This is a genomic window from Pseudomonas sp. GW821-FHT07G10, assembly GCF_059418545.1.
The window spans coordinates 52,656-71,582 of record NZ_JBWKQB010000020.1 but is presented as its reverse complement, the minus strand read 5'-3'; the positions used below and the strand labels follow the sequence as shown (position 1 = coordinate 71,582).

Sequence of the window (18,927 nt, the reverse complement as noted above, 5' to 3'; positions counted from 1 at the left end):
CGACGATTGAATGTTGCCCACTGCGTCCCGAAAAAAAACACATAAACGCAGATCCCCCCAAAGAAAAACTTCAAATCCCCGCCCACATCTGGTACAAAGTCAGCCGCTCTGAGCGGGTGTCGTATAATGGCATTACTCCAGCTTCCCAAGCTGATAACGAGGGTTCGATTCCCTTCACCCGCTCCACTTGATTGAGTCCAACGTCAGGCAGCTTTGACGGGGGATGTAGAGACAACAAAAAACCGGCTCAGTCAGCCGGTTTTTTTGTGGGTGCGGTTTAAGTGCTGCTTTCAAGACCCACGTACAGCCCGTGTCGAAAGCGTATGGAAGGACGAGCGCTTCGACCGTTTTTACTGCATCGCCACAATAAACAACCGTGGAAATGGCAACTGCACCCCGCCATCAGCCAACACGGGGTACGCCTGCTCGATCGCCCCGCCAACGAACGTCGACGCTCCGAAAATACGAGTCCCATGAGCGCCAGCTTGAAGCGCTGCGCCAGCAGCTCGGCAAACAGCCCTTGGGCGCGCATCCACGCGCCTGAAGGCTGTCATGCAGCTCGCTGAGGTCACCCCGTCTTTCGACAGTTCTAAACCAGCGTCTGGCCGATTTCAGGACCTGTTTCCGGTCTTGTTGGGCGAACTTTCTGGTGGCGCTGCGAGGCAGAATTCGTCGGGGTGCGCCAGGCCTTATGCTGTTTTTAGATTTTGACACTTACCAGCATGTATGCCATGGAATGCTATACTTCGTTCGAATTGCATGAAGTGTGCAACGTTCCCCACGGGTACAGATACCGACTGCAAATTTCAGTTAACGGCTGCAGGACAGAGGAGGTCTACGGCAAACCCGAGATGGGAGGTGTGGAGTGAATCGATACTATTATATCAGTGACAATTTCGACGATCTAGAAACCGTTGAAAATGAATTGGAAGCCAACGGCATCAATACCGAACAAATTCATGTGCTCAGTGAAAAAGCTTCTGATGTTGAACAACATCACCTCCACGAGGTTAACTCGTTAATGAAACAAGATGCTGTTCACTCTGGCGAGATTGGTGCGGTGGTCGGTGTGCCACTCGCGGCGCTGGTCCTTGGCGGTGCCTATTGGCTGGGTTGGACCGAATCCCCCGCAGGCTGGGTGCCTTTTATCTTCCTTGCCATTGTTGTATTGGGCTTCTGTATCTGGGAAGGTGGTTTTTTTGGTATCCAGGTGCCAAATACTCACTTCCGCAGTTTTAAACAGGTGGTAGAAGAGGGCAAACATATCTTCTTCGTGGATGTTGAGCCGGATCAGGAATCGGTATTGAACCGGGTAATCGAACATTATCCAAGGCTGAAGATCGCCGGCACGGGAGCGGCAGCCCCCCACTGGACAGTAGCCTGGCTGCACAGATGGCATCAGTTCAAGCGAACGATATAACGATATAACGCATAAAGCCATTTATTGCGGATTAGCACCAGGAGGCTTCTTAAGGCCATCCGGAAGTTACTTATTGGCCGAAGAAAATTATCCGGCTGAGGAAAACATAGTCCGCCTCGGTGGCCATCAGTCCGACGAGCACCAGCAAACATAAAGGTGGCACCAATATGGCGTAGACCATGGCCAACCGTTCCCAGGCCATATGCATGAAGACGGAGACAATTAAACCTGCCTTCAACAACATGAGAGTGATAATCAGGGACCACCTAAGGTAGCCCTGGAAGTGAAAATAGTCGACAAGGTACGATAGCGTGCTGAGGACGAATAACAGCCCCCATATTTTAAGGTACAAACTAATTGGATGTTGCTGACCCTGAGCATGCGCCATCATCAGTGCTCCTCTTCAGAACCTGTTCATGATTGTCACGATCATGAACAGTCTCTTAGACCTACCATAAATAGAAGAAAGCAAAAATAAACACCCACACCAAGTCCACGAAGTGCCAGTAAAGCCCGGCTATCTCGACGATCTGATAGTTTCCGGAGCGCTCATAATCTCCCCGCAATACTTTCAGCGCCACAATGCTGAGGTAGATGACGCCGACTGACACATGCAGTCCGTGGAAACCGGTAATCATGAAAAAGCTGGCACCAAATTGCGCCGCCCCCATGGGGTTCCCCCAGGGACGAACCCCTTCTGCGATGAGCTTGCTCCATTCAAATGCCTGCATGCTGACGAAGGTCGCACCCAAGGCTGCGGTCGCCAGCATCAAGGCAGTGGTTTTCGCGCGATCACGGCGATAGGCGAAATTAACTGCCATGGCCATGGTGCCGCTGCTACTGATCAGCACAAAGGTCATGATGGCGATCAGAATAAGCGGGATTTCTCTACCGCCGATCGTCAATGCGAACACTTCACTAGGGTTCGGCCAGGCGCTGGTGATGGTCATGCGTACCGACATGTAGCCGGTTAAAAAACAGGTGAATACAAAAGTATCGCTGAGCAGGAATATCCACATCATCGCCTTGCCCCAGGGGACCTGCCTGAAAGCCTCTCTATCCGAGGACCAGTCGCTGGCGATGCCCTGCCATCCCGGTGCAGGCGGCGAGCCTGGTGGATTGGATGAACTGGACTCGACTGGGGCTGGTGGGTGCGATGCCATGGCTTTTCACCTCAGGCCGCAGAATCTGGCGATGGCTTCATAGGTTGCCGGCGTGCTGGTCAGCAAAGCGAATAGCACGAACCAAAGACCCAGTAAGTAATGCCAATAGATGGCACAGAGCTCTACGCTGGCGCTGAGTTGCGACAACGGTACGTGATGCAGGAATTTAGCGACGGTTCTACTCCAGGCTATCAGCCCGCCCAGCAGGTGGAACCCATGCAGGCCGGTCAACAGGTAGAAGAAACTGTTGGCCGGATTGCTGGCGACAAAGTAGCCCCAGGCGACAAACTGCTGCCAGACCCAGACTTGTCCCGTCAGAAAGGCAACTGCAAATACGCCCCCCAATGCAAAGCCAATGACCGTTGCGTCCAGTCGAGCCTGTCGGGCGGCCATACGCGACCACTGCAGTGCGATGCAACTGAATACCAGAAAAGCCGAATTCAGCCATATCTGCCATAGATTGGCTAACGGCGCCAAGGGCTCCGTCAAGGGTTGCCAGTCGGCCACCTGTGAGCGCTCGATAAAGGCGACCAGGAAGAGAAAGAATAACGAGCTCACCACGGCCAGAAACAAGCGCAGGCCTATTCTTGCGTTTTGGATTCTATCGGCACCCTCGACGGCCTGAATATCCTCAGGATCGCGACTCCAACTGCCGCCGGGATCAGCGCTGTCGGCGTTTTTCAATAGCAGTCTGTTCATGTTTTAACGTCCGCTATCCTGGTTCCGGCACTGAGTTGCCGCATCTGCTCCAGCTCCTCGGCGGAGACTGTTTGCGGAACGAAATCCTGCTCTATCCCCGGCACACTGTAGTCATAGGCCCAGCGATGCACGACCGGCAGCTTCGCTCCCCAGTTACCGTGTATCGGCGGGGTGTTCGGCGTTTGCCATTCCAGACTGGCCGCGCCCCAGGGATTACTGCCTGCAGGCTTGCCTTTAAATACACTCCAGGCCAGGTTGAACAGGAACAGCAGTTGGGAAACGCCGACGGTCAATGCGACCACCGTAATGAAGGCATTCAAATCTTGCGCAGACTGCGGGATGAACGCGTAGTTGTCATAGGCATAGTAGCGGCGTGGCATGCCCTGGAAACCCAGGTAGTGCATGGGGAAGAAGATCGCGTAGGTGCCCAGAAATGTAATCCAGAAATGCAGCTTGCCCAGGGTGTCGTTGGTCATGCGCCCGGTTACTTTCGGGAACCAATGATAAATGCCGCCGAACACCACCAGTACCGGTGCGACACCCATGACCATATGAAAGTGGGCTACGACGAAATAGGTGTCCGAGAGCGGAATGTCCACGATCACATTGCCGAGAAACAACCCGGTCAGACCGCCGACCAGGAAGGTGACGATAAAGGCCAGGGCAAACAGCATCGGCACGGTCAGATGGATGTCGCCCCGCCACAGGGTCAGAATCCAATTGTAGACTTTCAGTGCGGTCGGCACCGCGATGATCAAGGTGGTGGTGGCAAAGAAAAAGCCAAAGTAGGGGTTCATTCCACTGACATACATATGGTGCGCCCAGACCACAAAGCTGAGTACGCCAATCGCGATAATGGCCCACACCATCATTCGGTAGCCGAAGATACTCTTACGCGCATGCGTGCTGATCAAGTCGGAGACCAGACCAAACGCGGGGAGAGCAACGATGTAGACTTCCGGGTGGCCGAAGAACCAGAATAGATGCTGGAATAATATTGGGCTGCCACCTTGGTGATTGAGCTGCTGCCCCAGCGAGATGATCGCCGGTATAAAGAAGCTGGTGCCCAACAGTTTGTCAAACAGCGTCATGACCGCACTCACAAACAACGCCGGGAAGGCTAGCAAGGCCATAATCGAGGCCATGAAGATTCCCCATACGGAGAGCGGCATGCGAAACAATGTCATGCCGTGCGTGCGCGCCTGCAACACAGTGGTTACGTAGTTCAACCCGCCCATGGTGGTTGCGACAATAAAAATCGTCAGTGAGACGAGCATCAGTACGATGCCCCACTCGGTCCCCGGTGTCCCCTTGGTAATGGACTGTGGCGGATAGAGCGTCCAGCCCGCACCAGTGGGGCCGCCAGGGACAAAGAAACTGGCGAGCAACACCAGTACCGCCAGCAGGTAGGTCCAGTAACTCAGCATGTTGACGTAGGGGAAGACCATGTCGCGGGCCCCCACCATCAGCGGGATCAGATAGTTGCCGAAGCCACCCAGAAACAAGGCCGTCAGCAAGTAAATGACCATGATCATGCCGTGCATGGTCATCGCCTGATAGTAAGTACTGGCGTCCATGAACCCCAAACTACCGGGGAAGCCTATCTGCAAGCGCATCAAATCGGACAACACCACGGCGATGAGCCCCACGAATATAGCCGTCAAGGAATACTGAATGGCGATGACCTTGTGGTCCTGACTCCAGATATATTTGGTCAGGAAACTTTTGGGTTCGTGCAGTGCTTCTGTTTCGGCTTGCTCCGCATAGGCCATCACGTCATCCTCCTGCTGAAGTTTCGGTGTATTGCTGGCTGCTTACGGCGACTTTCCTGGCTGCGCCTTGCTCGCATCAGCGTCGGCATTCGCTTTGGATTTGATAAAAGCGATCAGTGCGCTCAACTCCTTATCACTCGGCGTAAAGGTAGGCATGATGGGTGCGTAGCCCTTGACGATTTTGGCGTTAGGCTTAAGAACCGATTCTTTTATATAGTCCTCATCGACCTTTATCCTCGTATCGTCGTCAAGGGTTTCTGTCTTGCCATACAGGCCCTGCCAGCTGGGGCCGACGCCCTTACTGCCATCGACGCTGTGGCAGGCCAGACAGCCGAGCGACTCGGCCAGCCGCTGTCCCTGCGCCGCCAGGTCGTCACCTGGGCCCGACGCTTCGCTGGCAGAAAGTTCATCGCCCTGGCGCGCAGTACCCAGTGATTTGATCAGGGCGACGAGAGCACCCAGTTCATCGTCACTGAGAGTATAGGCCACCATGACTGGCGGGTAGCCCTGTACCCGTCGGGCCTTCGGATCGAGGATCGCCGCTTTCAGGTAGGCCTCATCGACCAGCACACTGGTGCCATCGGCAAGCTGCTCAGTGCGGCCGTACAGCCCCTTCCATCCCGGGCCGAGACTGGCACTGCCATCCTGGCTATGGCAGGCACTGCAGCCGTGCTTTTCGACCAACAGGCGGCCTTTTTCCAGCACGCTGTCCCGACTGGGCTTGGCAGCTGTCGCTAATGTCTGCGCAAAAGTCGGTTGGCTGCTCAGCCATTGATCGAAGGCGTCCTGTTCATCGACGATCATATGGCCGCGCATGTTGTAATGCCCTACGCCACAATATTCAGCGCAAAGGATTTCATATTTCCCGGTTTTAGTCGGCGTAAACCAAAAGTACGACACCATCCCTGGCACCATATCCATCTTGCTGCGCATTTGCGGTACATCGAAATCGTGCAGCACATCTTTAGAGCGCAGTAAAACTTTTACCGGCTTATTGAGCGGAAGGTGAACTTCATTGCTTCTTATAAGCACATCGTCCTGCCCGGCAGGATCCATGGGATCAAGGCCGAAGGGGTTGGTGGAATCAACAAACTTGATATCCGATTTGCCCAGCTTCCCGTCCTGGCCGGGAAAACGAAAGGACCACTGCCACTGCTGGGCGACCACTTCAAGTTCATAAGCTTTTTTCGGCACCCGGACGAAATCACTGTAAACAACCAGCCCTGGCGCCAACATCACGGCAATACCTACCGAGGTAACGATAATTAACCATAACTCCACCTTTTTATTTCCTGGCTGGTAGGCCGCCTTGGCACCCTCCTTGTGACGATAACGCATCAAGGCTACCGCCATAAATACCGTGATGGCGATGAAAAATATTCCGCTCATGACCAGGGTGATGAACTGGGTGGTGTCTATTGACCCCCAGTTGGAAGCTGCTGGTGTCGCCTGCCAAGGCGCTAGTATGTTGAACAGCACTGATGCAACAACGATTAGAATCAAGATAATTGCTATTGCCATTTTCTCTTCATCCTATTCCTGTTACTCGCTGGTTATGCAAAAGCATCGCCACTCAACAGCATCGTCAAATTAATATCAATCTGACGCCCAAGCAGGATAGACAAGCACCACCCATCCTGGCGGCAAAGTCAGCAAGAAGTATAGTGCATGAACGGAACAAGCGCTTTTTCTGAAAAACCCGACGCCCAGACATTCCAATTCCAACATTAAGTTAATCATTTAAACCTATTCGCTACCTATAACTGTAGATACTCGGCATCACGTCTCCCGAGACTAATTTTGGCGTAGCGACTTGTTTCCGATCAGTCAAAATGATTAGGGAAACGCTGAAAAAGACTTTCCAAACTTGATGAAATACGCCTATCCCGTCACACGAGCTTTTCCGATGAAGCAAATAACCTTCGCCGACCCCGAGTATGCCGGTAAGCGTAAGCAGACCCGCAAAGAACGGTTCCTGATCGAGATGGATCGGGTAGTGCCGTGCAAAGGCTTGACCGCCCTGATCGAGCCTCACTACCCCAAGCGAGACCCGGTTGCCAGCTATACTCAATTTCTGATTACGGACGGCAGAGATCGGCCAGAAGCGGCCCAAAAAACCAACCCTGTCCATGCGTAGTGATCGGCTAAGTGATGGCATTGAGAAGAAGCAAGAGCTACAGAGTCCAGCAGTCCATAACGGAGGTTTCGTCATGAGTACCTTGACGATCGAAGGCTGGTGCAAAATCAGCGGCGACCAAAAGTCCACCCCGGTGGGGGACATTCATTTTTACGTCGATGGCCCTCTCCACGTGCGTCTGGAGCAGGCCGAAGAACACCTGCAGAAGACCCATGAGCCTGAAGCCATGGTCGATGTCGATATGAACTCGCTGGACTTGATCATGCCGGAGGGATACGGCCCCTTGTCCGATTGCCAAATGCGTGTCTATTTGCACCACGAACGTGGTCAGTTCCATTTGGTCGGGCATCGAGCGAGCGATGGCAGCTTGATCTATTCCAACGCGGTTTTGGTTGATCAGCTGCTTTAGAAGCTACTACGTGCTTCTCAGCATCGGTTTTTCTCTGTGGGGGTGTTTTTACCGCGTTGCCACAATAAACAATCGTGGAAACGGCAACAGCACCCCGCCATCGGCCAACAGGGGGTACGCCTGTTCGATCGCCGCGGTATAGCGCCGCAGGTACTCCTCCCGCTCCGCCTCGTCGAGCGGATCAAGAAAGGGTCGCAAGCCACTGCCCTTGAACCACTCCACCACCGCAGCGGCGCCGCCTGCAAGAGGGTGATGGTAGGTGGTGCGCCACACATCCACCCGGGCACAGCTTGAACTCAACAAATCGTAGTAGCCGTTTGCATCAGCCATCGCCGTTCGTTGGCCAGCAGCCCCGGCGAGTTTGTCGGCCCACGGGCCTTGGGCAGCCGTTTCGCGCATCAGCCGGTGGGCGGGTTCATTGAGATTATCTGGCATCTGAATGGCCAGACTGCCGCCCGGAGCGAGCCGCGCTACAAGAGACGGCAGCAGGGTCGTATGGTCAGGCACCCATTGAAGGACAGCGTTGGCCAGAATCACATCAAATGGGCCGGGCTCATCCCACCCTTCGATGGCCACCGTGTCGAACTGAACATCCGGTAAACGCTTGCGGGCGGCTTCGATCATGTCGAGCGAACTGTCCAGCCCTCGGACCGCAGCGTTCGGAAAGCGCGCCGCCAGCAGTTCTGTCGAATTACCGGGGCCGCACCCGATATCGATGACGGAACGGGCTTGCGTCGTGGGTACGGCGGCCAGCAGATCATGTACCGGACGCGTGCGTTCATCTTCAAAGACAACATATTGCCTGGCAGACCAGCTCATTGCGCGCTCCTGTCGGTTCGGTTCTTTGTCTTGATGGGTAGACCACTCTTCAGCTTAAAGCACGATACATCGACAAGCGTGCTTTGCTCCTGTGCTCGCCAAGGTATGCCGTGGCTGACATTCGGGCAATCACTGCCAAGCCCCCGAAAAGATTCAGAAACACATCAAGCTCAGGCAATCCGCACTCTCGCGCCTCACCTTTCTACACTTCAGCCCTTGACGCTTATCGGCACCCATCAGTTTTTTCGGTGGTTATAGTGTTGATAAGAAAATCTCAGTAGGTATAGTAACCACCTACACACCACAGGGAGGTGTTGTGAATAGCCTGTTTTTGATAAGCCAAATCGTCGCTGACGGTTGGTATCTGGTAAGGGTCAGAGGTAGTCATCACCACTTCAAGCATCCGACGAAGCCCGGCCTGGTAACGATCCCTCATCCAAAAAAAGATTTACTGAAAAAGACGGCCACCAGCATTTTGAAGCAGGCTCTGCTCTGATGAACCGGTACACACCGTCCGTGGAGAACAACGAACATGCTTTACCCAATTGCGATTTCAATGGGCGATGAAGAACACGCCTGGGGTGTAGAAGTGCCGGATATTCCTGGCTGCTTTTCGGCCGGTGATGATCTGGACGATGCCATGGCCATGGCTCGGGAAGCCATCGAAGGCCACTTCGAAATTCTAGCAGAGGACGGCGCCCCGATCCCTCCCGCCAACAAAGTCACCGTTCATGCCGCCAATCCGCAATACGCGGGTTGCACTTGGGCTGTGGTTGATATCGATGTGACCAAGTACCTTGGCAAAGCCCAAAAACTCAACATCACCCTGCCCGGCTATCTGCTGACCCGTATCGACGAATACGTGCTCCATCACCCGGAAGAGAAAAGCCGCTCGGGGTTTCTGGCCTCGGCAGCGCTGAAGGTGTTGCAGCAGGGTTGAACGTCTCGGAAAGAAGGTGCGGCCCGAACTTTTGCAAGAGCAGTAGCGGCCGATGATGATGTTGGCGGGGGTGCAGCGGTAAGAACTGCTCAATCGCCCGCGTCACCAGCTCCTGTGTTGATCGTGGGTGGACGCGAGGTTGAGGCGCTCGCGCATATTTCAACAAAACAAAACTGGCCTGGATCGCCGGTTTTTTATCGCCAATCGTTCACAACAACTACCGTTCGTCGACCTTATAGCCGGCTGTTTTGACAGCTCGACTTTCGGATCTATCATCCAATCGCGGCCTGCTGGAAGGAACCCGGACCGTTACATTCAAGGCAAGGAGCCAGGCCAGCTCGTACCCTGTGACAGGTGGGTTCCGCTAGTAGTGTGAAGTTACAACAGCCGTAGGACAGTCACTGTTGTCGTGTCTGGCAGATGCCAGGCAACCACTATGAAAAAGAGCTTTACGATGTCTAGAGTCACGGATGTGTTGGTCTCCATCGATACTGAAACCATTCTGAAAAACTACCCGAACATCAGTAAAAACCCCGACGCCCCTACAATGATCGACGTCAACCATGTGTACATGGTGACCAACCAGAACAATGTGGTCAGTGGTCAGGCTGGCGGCGAGCTCAATTTGAAAGCCCAGGTCGGTGACCTGATTCGCTGGCGCGAAACCAGCCTGTCGCAGAGCTTTGAAACCGCGGTGATTTTCTACAAGTTCATCGGCAACGTGGGCAATGAGCTGATCTCGACGCCCACGCCGCGCAAGGCTACCGCCTGTGTTGCAGTTCCCAATACCAGCAATCCATCCGTGCCCAGCTGCCAGAAAGTCGATAACCATTACTGGTCTTCGGAAACCCTGTCCACCGGCAGCGTGACGTACCACTTCAATTTCCTGATCGTGGATCGCGACTGCAGGATCGTTGGCTGCTGCTCATGGGATCCGTTCATTACCATCCGTAACTGACGTGGCCGGCCCCTTGGCGACAAGGGGCTTTCCGATTTCGTTACCGCCCCCACTGGAACTGGATGTCGTGCTTGAGCCGGGGGCGGCTGTCACAACCCGTCTACATCATGAAAGGAATCCGTGATGTCCACAGACAACCTCGTCTCTACTTCAGAAAAAACCGAACTCGCCAACAATGTGTTGCTCATCGTCGACACTGAAACCTTGCTGTCACGTTATCCGCAACCCAGTCTTGAGCCGGATACTCCAACGCTGATTGACGACGGATTCATCTTTTTCGCGGGTAGCACTCAAGTAGAAAAAACCGTCAAAAATGACAGCCTTATTACTCTGACTGCGACCAACGGCAATACCTTCCGCATTCGCGGCCGCACCGTAAGTCTGCGGGCTGAACACAGCGTGGTGTTTTACGACATTGCGGTGGGTGACGCAGGTGTCCTTTCGCCCCCGCAGCTAATCGTCCACAGTGGCCTGACCTTGCCCGCGCCCAACCCTGCAGACCCGATTCAGCCGGTCAGCCAAGAGGCTGATGACCATTACTGGCAATGCAAACAACTGGCCTGCGGTGTGGAGAAGTGCGAGTTGAGTTTTATGGTGGTGAACCCGAGTTGCGAAGCGGTGGGTTATTTCAGCTGGATGGTTGAGTTGAAGGTGATCAGTTGAAAGCTCTCAAATAAAAAAACCGGCTCAGAGGCCAATGCCAGTCATTTAAGCACTGGATGCTCAAAACGATCGTCCGAACGCGGCCCGAACCTGAGGCAGCTCCTAGACCGCCCAGGTATACGCAAAACCTGTAGGAGCAACTGTCTCGATTGGCTCGCTTGGCATCGACAACAGAACGCACAACGGCGCTTCAATCAGCCGTCCGTTCGGGCGGGCTGAAGGCTGGATTACAGCGCCTTGGCCATTTTCAGGTGATTTTCCAGTTTGGGCAGGGTTTCTTCGGCGAAGGCTTTTAGCTCTGGCACCTCAGAAGTCTGAGCTACCAGTTGAAGCTGCTCGATGGCCGCTTCAGTGGTTTTCACCTGGCTGGCGGCATAGGCCGCGTCGAAGGTGGCGCCGTCCTGTATGTCGGGCATCAGAGTCTTGGCCTTGCTCGCTACCTCTTCTCTGTCTGCGACGGGCAACTCGAGCTTCCTGGCGATTTTGGCCAGATACTGGTTGGCGGTGGTGCGGTCGTCGATGACCTGAATCGTGTAGTCCTTGATCACTTGGGAGGTGGTTTTCTGGTGGGCCAAGCGGCTGACTTCAATGTCGGCGATGCCTTTGGCCGAGACGTCGTTGACGAATTCGACAGGCGATTGTGCAAAGACACTACTGGCGCCAAGCCCCAGCAGCACGGCGAAACTGGCGGTGCGTAATCGGGTAGTCATCCGGCTCATGTGCCGCTCCCTCGTTAAAATGAAAACTCAAGCGGGAGCTTGCGCCCCCGCCTCTCAATCGTTGACTGGATGCGGCCGCTTCAATGGCTTTGCTGCCCGCCTCTACGACCGGCTTTGGCTTTTCCAGGGTCTTTATCGACGCTCATGGTGGTGGTTTTCCCACCTTTACGGCCGGCTTCGGAGGCCTTGGTGCGATCGTTGGCGGTGGTCCCCGAGTTCGGGTTTCTTGAGGTAGGCATGATTCTCTTCCTCTTGGTGAATGATTGCGGCGAGCGATGCCCGCATAGGATCTGAATTTTTATGGCCACAAAGGTTTAGAAAAGTTGTGTCTTTACCGACGAACGGTGCCGGGGAAAAATGCGAAAGCCCGATCAGTGATCGGGCTTTCGCGTTAAAGAATTCCAGTCCTGGGTGCTAGGCGAGTACTCGCTGCGCTCGCTTGACCGCATACATCGCCTCATCGGCATGTTTGAACAGCTGCGTTTCTTCACTGCCGTGTTCGGGATACAGCGCGATGCCGATGCTCGGCAGGATGCTCAGGCTGTGGCCGTCCAGGCGTAACGGCTGGTTAAGGACGTAACGGATTTTATCGGACACGGTGCCGGCATCTTCCGGTTCCTGAATGCTGTCGAGCAGAACTACGAACTCATCACCGCCAATGCGCGCCACGGAGTCGGTTTCACGCACACAGCCTTTGAGCCGATTGGCGACGGCTTGCAGCAGCAGGTCGCCGACAGCGTGGCCGTAGGTGTCGTTGACCTGTTTGAAGTGGTCCAGATCGACATACAGCAGCGCCATTCGTCCCGTCTCTTTTCTGGCCCGCGCCAGCGCCGCTTTCACCCGTTCGCGGAGCAATTCCCGGTTGGGTAGCTGGGTCAACTGGTCGTACTGCGCCATGTACTGCAGCCGGGCATGCAGTTGCTTGCGCTCGATGGCCGCCGCCACTTGTGCGCACACGTATTGCAGCAGCTCTTTGTCTTGCTCGGTGTAGCGCTCGCCACCGGGTGTGCTTTTTACGATCAGCGCGCCGATGGTGCCCTTCTGTGAGCTGAGCGGCACCCCGAGCCAGCAAGGGGAATCCTGCCCCCTGCTGAGGTCGCGAAACTCGGGCAGCGGGCCATAATCGTCGGGAGTCAACAGGATCGGCTGACCGCTGCGAATCACCTCGGCGCACAGACTGCCGGTCGCCGTTCCTGTCTGCTCCGGGCACTTTTCGTGGTCGTCGACATGGTAGGGAAAACTGATTTGCCCGCACTGTTCGTCGTACAGCGCCACGGAGAAGTTCAGCGCTGGCAGCCATTCGCCGATGATCCGGTGGATACGCTCGAACAGTGCCAGCAAATCCTCGGCAGCATGAGCAGCCTCAGAGATCGCATAAAGCGCCGCCTGTTTGGATTCAGCCTGTTTACGCTCGGTGATGTCATGGGCCACGGCAATACGCAGTTGATCGACTTCGGACCAGCGCGCCGACCACATGATGTGCGCTATTTGCCCGTCCTTGCGCAAATAGCGGTTCTCGAAGTTGGGCTTGGGCTGGCCGTTCATGATTTCCCGGGCAGCTTGCAAGGTCCGGGCACGGTCGGCGGGATGAACCATGTCGATCATCGGCTGGCCGATCAGTTCATCAGGCGTATAGCCAAAAATACGCTCACAGGCGGCGCTGACGAACACGAAGCGACCCTGGGCATCGACCGCACATACGGCGTCCAACAACAGGTCAATGTAGCTCGCCAGCGGCGCGGAGTTCTGGGTGGTCATCAGTAATCGATACTGTCCTGAAATTTAAAGCACTGAGTACCAATCCCTCGATCCGATCAACGGCTGTCGCCGATGAACTCTTTTTGCTGCCGCAGCCCTGCGATCAGCCTCAAGCCTTGTTCGCCAACAATCCTGGCACTGCATGCAGCAAGGCATTGACGGCAAAGCCGATGAACATCACCCCGCAAATCCGGGTGATCGCCAGCTCATGCCGTTGGTACACCGTACGCACCTGCCGCGCGCCGACAACTGCGATGAGAATAGCGTATGCAGCGATCCCGCCAACGAAACTCAAGAAGATTAGCCAGGGCAGCATCGACCAGTTCAACAACTCGGGGTGTCGCAACAGCCGCCGGATAGGCTTTGGGGTTGGTCAGACCAGACATGATGCCGTGCCGGAACGGTTGCCGCGCAGGCCCTTGAGGCGTTTGGGCGCCACTGCGACGGGCGCGAATGGCCCCGGGGTGATGCCGTAGATGAAACCGCAAGCAAGTACGGCCAAGAGCAACGAGGATGTCATCAAGGGTTTCTCATCAAGGGCAATCCCCCCCAATCGGCGGGCGAACGGGCCGAAGTTTATCGCAGCAAGATGGACTGCGGGATACCGTCCGGCAAGCGCTCATAAATCCGCAAAAAAATTCAGCCCCGCCCTACCACTTTCTCAATCTGCCCATTCAACCAGTTCAATGCCTGATCACCGCCGCGGCGATTATGCCAGGCGCGGACGAAGGTGAATGAGGGGGTCTTTCAGGGTCTTCAATCCTCCTGAAGCTTGTCCAGCGTGCGCAGTTTCTGCGGCAATCCCCACAACAGCAGTGCAGCAGCGATGAGCGCGGCAACGCCGATGACGTACAGCGCGGGTGTGGTGCTGCCGGTCAGGTCCTTGATCCGCCCGACCATGACCGGGCTGACGATACCGCCGAACTGTCCGAGGGTGTTGATCACCGCGATCCCGCCCGCCGCACCGGCGCCTGCACCGGCCAGCAGTTTCGGCGGCAGGGTCCAGAAGGTCGGGATCGAGGCGATGATGCCCGCGCCCAACAAGCTCAGAGCGACAATCAGGAACGTGGTGTGGTCGGCAAAGATTCCCGCACAGAAGAACCCCACCGCGCCGAGCGCTACCAACCCGCTGACGAACTTGCGCCGCTCGCCGGTGGCATCGGACAAGCGCCCGATCACTACCATGCTGATGGCGCCACACACATAAGGGATGGCCGTCAGCAAACCGATTATCACCGGGCTCTGGGTGCCGGCGCTGCGGATCAATTGCGGCGCCCAGAAGTTCAGGCCATAGGACGCGATCTGGATCAGGAAGTAGATCAGGCCCAAGGTCAGAAAGCCCGGAATACGCAACGCCGCCAGCAATGAACTGCCGCCCTTGTGCGGCTCATGTTGGGCAACGCGGCTCGAGAGCAGGGTTTTCTCTGCCGGGGTCAGCCAGTGAGCGTCTTCGATGCGATCCTTGAGCAGGGTCAGCACCATGCAACCAAGTCCGATGCACGGCAAACCACCCAGCAGGAACAACCAGTGCCAGCCCCGCATGTGCATGACACCGTCCAGATGCTCCAGTACCAGGCCGGAGAACGGCGCCCCCACCAACCCGGCAAAAGCCGAGGCCAGAAACAGCATCGAGGTGATGCGCCCGCGGTAGTGTTGCGGGAACCACAGCGTCAGGTAATACAGCACGCCAGGTGCGAAACCGGCTTCCATCGCACCGATGACGAAGCGCAAGGCATAGAACTGCCATTCGCTGCTGACGAAGACCATGGCGGCAGTGGCCAGCCCCCAGGACATCATTATCCGCGCAATCCAGCGGCGGGCACCGACCTTGTAGAGCATCATGTTGCTCGGCACTTCGAAGATCACGTAACCGACCACAAACAGCCCGGCACCCAAGCCATAGGCGGTGTCGCTCAGGCTCAAATCAGCCTGCAACTGGAACTTGGCGAAGCTGATGTTGATGCGGTCGAAAAACGCAAACAGGTAGCAGACCATGATCAACGGCATCAGTCGCCAGGCGACTTTGCTGACCAGGTTTTTTTCGGCATCGTGTGTAGCGGCCGGGCTCGCGCCCGCCTCCAGGACATTAAGGCTCATCGTGTTTCTCCAGGCGGACTTCCCTTGGGTGTCCGATTGTTTTTGTTGTCTGGTTCAGGTGCTAAAGCGTTGCCAGGTAATCCGGCGCCGGATGCAGGTCACAGTTGCGTCCGGCTTTGGCCACCTGGCCCGGCAATTCATGGCCAAGCAGCGCCGGCAAGCGTCGGGACATCTGTAACAGGTGCGGTAGATCGATACCGGTATGGATACCCATTTCATCGCACAGGTTGACCAGGTCTTCGGTGCAAATATTCCCCGATGCACCCGGCGCAAATGGACAACCGCCGAGCCCGCCCAGCGCCGCATCAAAACGGCGAGCGCCGGCCTCATAGGCGGCCAGCACGTTGCACAAGCCAAGACCGCGGGTGTTGTGGAAATGCAGGGTCAGATCGGCCGCCGGCAGGCGCTGCAATACCCGCTGCAGCAACCGCTCGACCTGTCGCGGATTGGCCATGCCGGTAGTGTCGGCCAGGGTGATGCCTTGCATGCCCAGTTCCAGATACGCGTCGACGATCTGCAGCACACGGTCTTCATCGACCTTGCCTTCGAACGGGCAACCGAAGGTGGTGGCGATACTCGCGTTGAGCCTCACCGATGAACCGCTGACGAACTCGATCACCTCGCCGAACGCTGCCAACGAGCGCTCGCAACTCATGCGCATGTTCGCCAGGTTGTGGGTCTGGCTGGCGGACATCACCAGGTTCAGCTCATCGGCCGCAGACTCCAGCGCCCGTTGCGCGCCTTTGAGGTTGGGGATCAGCGCGACGTAGATCACACCCGGCTGCCGGGTAATGCCCTGGAATACTTGCTCACCGTCGCGCAGGGCTGGAATGGCTTTGGGCGAAACGAATGAACCGGCTTCGATCCGGCTGAAACCAGCCAGTGACAGCTGATTGATCAGCGCTATTTTGTCGGCAGTTTCGACCCAGGTCGGCTCGATCTGCAAGCCGTCTCGGGGGGAGACCTCCTGAACGATCAAGGTCTCGCAGAGGTCGCGAATCATTGCACCACCCCTTCGGCTTTCAGTCGTTCTATGTCCAGACCCGAGAGGCCCAGCTCAGCCAGAATCCCGTCGGTATGCTGACCCAGACTCGGCCCCGACCAGTTCACACTGCCCGGCGTCTCGGACAACTTGGGTACGATACCGGGCATCTTCACCGTGGCGCCGCCGGGCAGTTGTGCACTGAGCAGCATGTCCCGCGCCTGATAGTGCGGGTCGGCAACGATGTCGGCCACCGAGTAGATGCGTCCGGCGGGAACTTCGGCCTCCTGCAATATGGCCAGCACTTGCTCGATCGGCAGGCTGCTGGTCCAGTGTGTGATCGCAGCATCGAGCAATCCACTCTTGGCGGCGCGCCCATCGTTATGGGCAAACTCCGGTGCTTCGGCCAGGTCGATACGGCCAATAACTTCCATCAAACGCTTGTAGATCGGGTCGCTATTGCCGGCGATCACCACGTAGGCGCCGTCGGCGGTCAAGTAGGTGTTCGACGGTGCAATACCCGGCAAGGCACCGCCGCTACGCTCGCGGACGTGGCCGAGCATGTCGTATTCCGGCACCAGGCTTTCCATCAGATTGAACACGCTTTCGGCCAGGGACACATCGACCACCTGCCCTTCGCCCTGCCCGGTCTTGACCCGCAACAACGACATCAAAGCACCGATTACGGCATGCAGCGACGCCAGCGAATCACCGAGACTGACACCGACCCGCGCCGGCGGCGAACCCGGGGTGCCGGTGGTGTAGCGAATGCCGCCCATGGCCTCGCCGATGGCGCCAAAACCGGGGCGGTCGCGATACGGGCCGGTCTGGCCATAACCGGAAATGCGTACCAGCGTCAGGTTCGGATTGAGGGCATGCAGCACGTCCCAGCCCAGCCCGAGTTTTTCCAGGGCACCGGGGCGCAGGTTTTCGATCAATACGTCGGCGCTGCTGGCGAGTTGCTTGACCAGTTCAATGCCTTCGGGGGATTTCAGATTCAGGGCCAGGGATTTTTTGTTCCGCGATTGCAGGTACCACCACAGGGACGTGCCTTCGTGCAGCTTTCGCCACTTGCGAAGCGGGTCGCCCTGGCCGATGGATTCGATCTTGATCACCTCGGCACCGAACTCGGCCAGCACGCGTGCGGCGAACGGCGCGGCAATCAGTGTGCCGATCTCGATTACCTTGATGCCACTCAGAGGGGCAGTCATGGGGGTACCTCTTATTCTTGGAATGTGTGCCAAGGCTAGAGGAGCGATGCCACTGGAATCCAACCTTCAGTTGGCAACGAGCGTTCGCGAAACGCGAAGGGTTGATCGGAAGAGGTCAGAAAGATCGTTCCCACGCTCTGCGTGGGAACGATCAACTCAGCCTTGCTCCCCGCGCAAACACTCAAACAACAACTGGCTCACCGGCGAAAGCGCCGCTTCATCGCGCACCACCAGAATCAGCATGCGTTCGGACCACTCGTCACTGAGCGGTACCGCGTGCAAGCCCAGTGCCCGACCAAACAGTTCATAGGCACGCAGCGGCAAAATGCCGATACCCATGTTGGCCTGGACCATACGGCACATGGCATCAAACCCGGGCACATGAATCCGCAGGCGCAGCACTTTGCCCGCCTTGCGCGCTGCCGCATGAGTGCGCATGTTGATCGAACTGGCGGCGTGCAGACCGACATAATCGCTGTCCAGCGTGTCGGCAAATGCCAATTCGTGCTCAATGGCCAACGGATGATCCGGGCGCATCAGCACCACCAGTTTGTCACGCCGGTAAGGCGCGCTGTGCAGGCCTTTGATATCGCTGTCACTGGAACAGATGCCGAGGTCCGCCACGCCATCCAGCACCCCCTGAATCACCCCGTTACTGGGGCGTTCTTCGAGATCGGTTTTGACTTGCGGATGACGTTCGGAAAAATCCCGCAGGTCTTCGGGCAAGAACTCGATGATCGCCGAGAGATTGGCCAGCATCCGCACATAACCGCGCACGCCATGGCTGTGCTCACCGAGTTCGAGGCCCATTTTCTCAAGGTTGAACAGCATCTGCCGCGCATGGTGCAGCAGGGTTTCACCGGCCGCCGTCAGGCTCATGCCCTTGGCCTGGCGCACGAACAAACTGATACCCAGCGCCTCCTCCAGTTCCATCAAGCGCTTGCTCGCCGCCGACACCGCAATCGCCTCACGAGCGGCGGCACGGGTCAACGTACCCTCTTCGTGGACGGCAACGAACAATTGCAGTGTGACCAGATCCACACGACGTATCAGGCTTTTTTGCAGCATCGAAGGCTCGGCAATATCGGCTCAGGCGGAGACCGCAGCATATCGCTCTTTTTGATCCCCAAGGGACTGACAATGTTCAAAGCACTCTGTGAACTGCAGGTGGTTTGCTACA

19 protein-coding genes, 1 tRNA gene and 4 pseudogenes are annotated in these 18,927 nt (G+C 56.5%); 8 read left to right on the top strand and 16 right to left on the bottom strand.

The window, feature by feature from the left end:
• Positions 1-112 precede the first annotated feature (112 nt).
• A tRNA-Gly gene (locus tag AC07O1_RS20825) sits at positions 113-186 on the top strand.
• A gap of 164 nt (positions 187-350) precedes the next feature.
• Here the strand turns inward: AC07O1_RS20825 and AC07O1_RS20820 are convergent.
• Positions 351-434 (bottom strand): annotated as a pseudogene (locus AC07O1_RS20820) (trans-aconitate 2-methyltransferase); the annotation flags it as partial.
• A 431-nt stretch (positions 435-865) separates the two neighbouring features.
• Between AC07O1_RS20820 and AC07O1_RS20815 the strand changes: the two are divergent.
• Positions 866-1,420: a magnesium transporter gene (locus AC07O1_RS20815; RefSeq protein ID WP_495089962.1), complete on the top strand. Its 555-nt coding sequence runs from the start codon at positions 866-868 to the stop codon at positions 1,418-1,420.
• Positions 1,421-1,490: 70 nt separating this feature from the next.
• Here the strand turns inward: AC07O1_RS20815 and AC07O1_RS20810 are convergent, their stop codons facing one another.
• The 5 genes from AC07O1_RS20810 to AC07O1_RS20790 all read right to left on the bottom strand — a co-directional run bounded on the left by AC07O1_RS20810 (position 1,491) and on the right by AC07O1_RS20790 (position 6,575).
• Entirely contained in the window at positions 1,491-1,808 is a 318-nt protein-coding gene (locus AC07O1_RS20810) for a cytochrome C oxidase subunit IV family protein (RefSeq protein WP_495089987.1), read from the bottom strand.
• A 61-nt stretch (positions 1,809-1,869) separates the two neighbouring features.
• On the bottom strand, positions 1,870-2,583 hold the full coding sequence (locus tag AC07O1_RS20805; protein WP_495089961.1) for a heme-copper oxidase subunit III family protein: 714 nt from the start codon (positions 2,581-2,583) through the stop codon (positions 1,870-1,872).
• Between the two features lie 6 nt (positions 2,584-2,589).
• Positions 2,590-3,282, bottom strand: a complete 693-nt coding sequence (locus AC07O1_RS20800) for a cytochrome c oxidase subunit 3 (RefSeq protein WP_495089960.1) — start codon at positions 3,280-3,282, stop codon at positions 2,590-2,592.
• Positions 3,279-5,054, bottom strand: a complete 1,776-nt coding sequence (gene ctaD, locus AC07O1_RS20795; protein WP_495089986.1) for a cytochrome c oxidase subunit I — start codon at positions 5,052-5,054, stop codon at positions 3,279-3,281. Before ctaD ends, AC07O1_RS20800 begins: the two co-directional genes overlap by 4 nt.
• Before the next feature lie 42 nt (positions 5,055-5,096).
• A complete protein-coding gene (locus AC07O1_RS20790; RefSeq protein WP_495089959.1) occupies positions 5,097-6,575 on the bottom strand; it encodes a c-type cytochrome in 1,479 nt (492 codons plus the stop codon).
• Positions 6,576-6,960: 385 nt separating this feature from the next.
• Here AC07O1_RS20790 and AC07O1_RS20785 point away from each other — a divergent pair.
• A pseudogene (locus tag AC07O1_RS20785) lies at positions 6,961-7,098 on the top strand (IS5/IS1182 family transposase); the annotation flags it as partial.
• A gap of 166 nt (positions 7,099-7,264) precedes the next feature.
• A complete protein-coding gene (locus tag AC07O1_RS20780; protein ID WP_494994507.1) occupies positions 7,265-7,600 on the top strand; it encodes a hypothetical protein in 336 nt (111 codons plus the stop codon).
• 48 nt (positions 7,601-7,648) lie between these two features.
• On the opposite strand, the gene tam is transcribed toward AC07O1_RS20780, so the two are convergent.
• Positions 7,649-8,419 (bottom strand): trans-aconitate 2-methyltransferase, encoded by a 771-nt coding sequence (gene tam / locus AC07O1_RS20775; protein WP_495089958.1) that lies wholly within the window; start codon positions 8,417-8,419, stop codon positions 7,649-7,651.
• Positions 8,420-8,735: 316 nt separating this feature from the next.
• Between tam and AC07O1_RS20770 the strand changes: the two genes are divergently transcribed.
• The 4 genes from AC07O1_RS20770 to AC07O1_RS20755 all read left to right on the top strand — a co-directional run bounded on the left by AC07O1_RS20770 (position 8,736) and on the right by AC07O1_RS20755 (position 10,980).
• Positions 8,736-8,915, top strand: coding sequence for a type II toxin-antitoxin system HicA family toxin (locus AC07O1_RS20770; protein WP_495089957.1), 180 nt, complete (start codon positions 8,736-8,738; stop codon positions 8,913-8,915).
• Positions 8,916-8,951: 36 nt separating this feature from the next.
• Entirely contained in the window at positions 8,952-9,359 is a 408-nt protein-coding gene (locus tag AC07O1_RS20765; RefSeq protein ID WP_494994504.1) for a type II toxin-antitoxin system HicB family antitoxin, read from the top strand.
• A 454-nt stretch (positions 9,360-9,813) separates the two neighbouring features.
• A complete protein-coding gene (locus tag AC07O1_RS20760; RefSeq protein ID WP_494994503.1) occupies positions 9,814-10,317 on the top strand; it encodes an inclusion body family protein in 504 nt (167 codons plus the stop codon).
• A 123-nt stretch (positions 10,318-10,440) separates the two neighbouring features.
• On the top strand, positions 10,441-10,980 hold the full coding sequence (locus tag AC07O1_RS20755; RefSeq protein WP_495089956.1) for an AidA/PixA family protein: 540 nt from the start codon (positions 10,441-10,443) through the stop codon (positions 10,978-10,980).
• Between the two features lie 227 nt (positions 10,981-11,207).
• On the opposite strand, the gene AC07O1_RS20750 is transcribed toward AC07O1_RS20755, so the two are convergent.
• From AC07O1_RS20750 to AC07O1_RS20710, 9 genes and pseudogenes are all read right to left on the bottom strand, one after another.
• Entirely contained in the window at positions 11,208-11,699 is a 492-nt protein-coding gene (locus AC07O1_RS20750; protein ID WP_495089955.1) for a DUF4142 domain-containing protein, read from the bottom strand.
• An 80-nt stretch (positions 11,700-11,779) separates the two neighbouring features.
• A complete protein-coding gene (locus AC07O1_RS20745) occupies positions 11,780-11,938 on the bottom strand; it encodes a con-10 family general stress protein (protein WP_494994500.1) in 159 nt (52 codons plus the stop codon).
• A 175-nt stretch (positions 11,939-12,113) separates the two neighbouring features.
• Positions 12,114-13,457, bottom strand: a complete 1,344-nt coding sequence (locus AC07O1_RS20740) for a sensor domain-containing protein (RefSeq protein WP_495089954.1) — start codon at positions 13,455-13,457, stop codon at positions 12,114-12,116.
• A 109-nt stretch (positions 13,458-13,566) separates the two neighbouring features.
• Positions 13,567-13,915, bottom strand: a pseudogene (locus tag AC07O1_RS20735) (LysE family transporter); the annotation flags it as partial.
• Between the two features lie 181 nt (positions 13,916-14,096).
• Positions 14,097-14,198 (bottom strand): annotated as a pseudogene (locus AC07O1_RS20730) (LysR family transcriptional regulator); the annotation flags it as partial.
• Positions 14,199-14,213: 15 nt separating this feature from the next.
• Positions 14,214-15,554: an MFS transporter gene (locus tag AC07O1_RS20725; protein WP_495089953.1), complete on the bottom strand. Its 1,341-nt coding sequence runs from the start codon at positions 15,552-15,554 to the stop codon at positions 14,214-14,216.
• A gap of 61 nt (positions 15,555-15,615) precedes the next feature.
• Positions 15,616-16,557, bottom strand: coding sequence for a hydroxymethylglutaryl-CoA lyase (locus AC07O1_RS20720; protein ID WP_495089952.1), 942 nt, complete (start codon positions 16,555-16,557; stop codon positions 15,616-15,618).
• On the bottom strand, positions 16,554-17,747 hold the full coding sequence (locus tag AC07O1_RS20715) for a CaiB/BaiF CoA transferase family protein (protein WP_494994496.1): 1,194 nt from the start codon (positions 17,745-17,747) through the stop codon (positions 16,554-16,556). The genes AC07O1_RS20720 and AC07O1_RS20715 overlap by 4 nt, the downstream gene beginning before the upstream one ends.
• 156 nt (positions 17,748-17,903) lie before the next feature.
• Positions 17,904-18,815 carry a LysR family transcriptional regulator gene (locus tag AC07O1_RS20710; protein ID WP_495089951.1) on the bottom strand — a complete coding sequence of 304 codons (912 nt, stop codon included), beginning with the start codon at positions 18,813-18,815 and terminating at the stop codon, positions 17,904-17,906.
• Positions 18,816-18,927 lie beyond the last annotated feature (112 nt).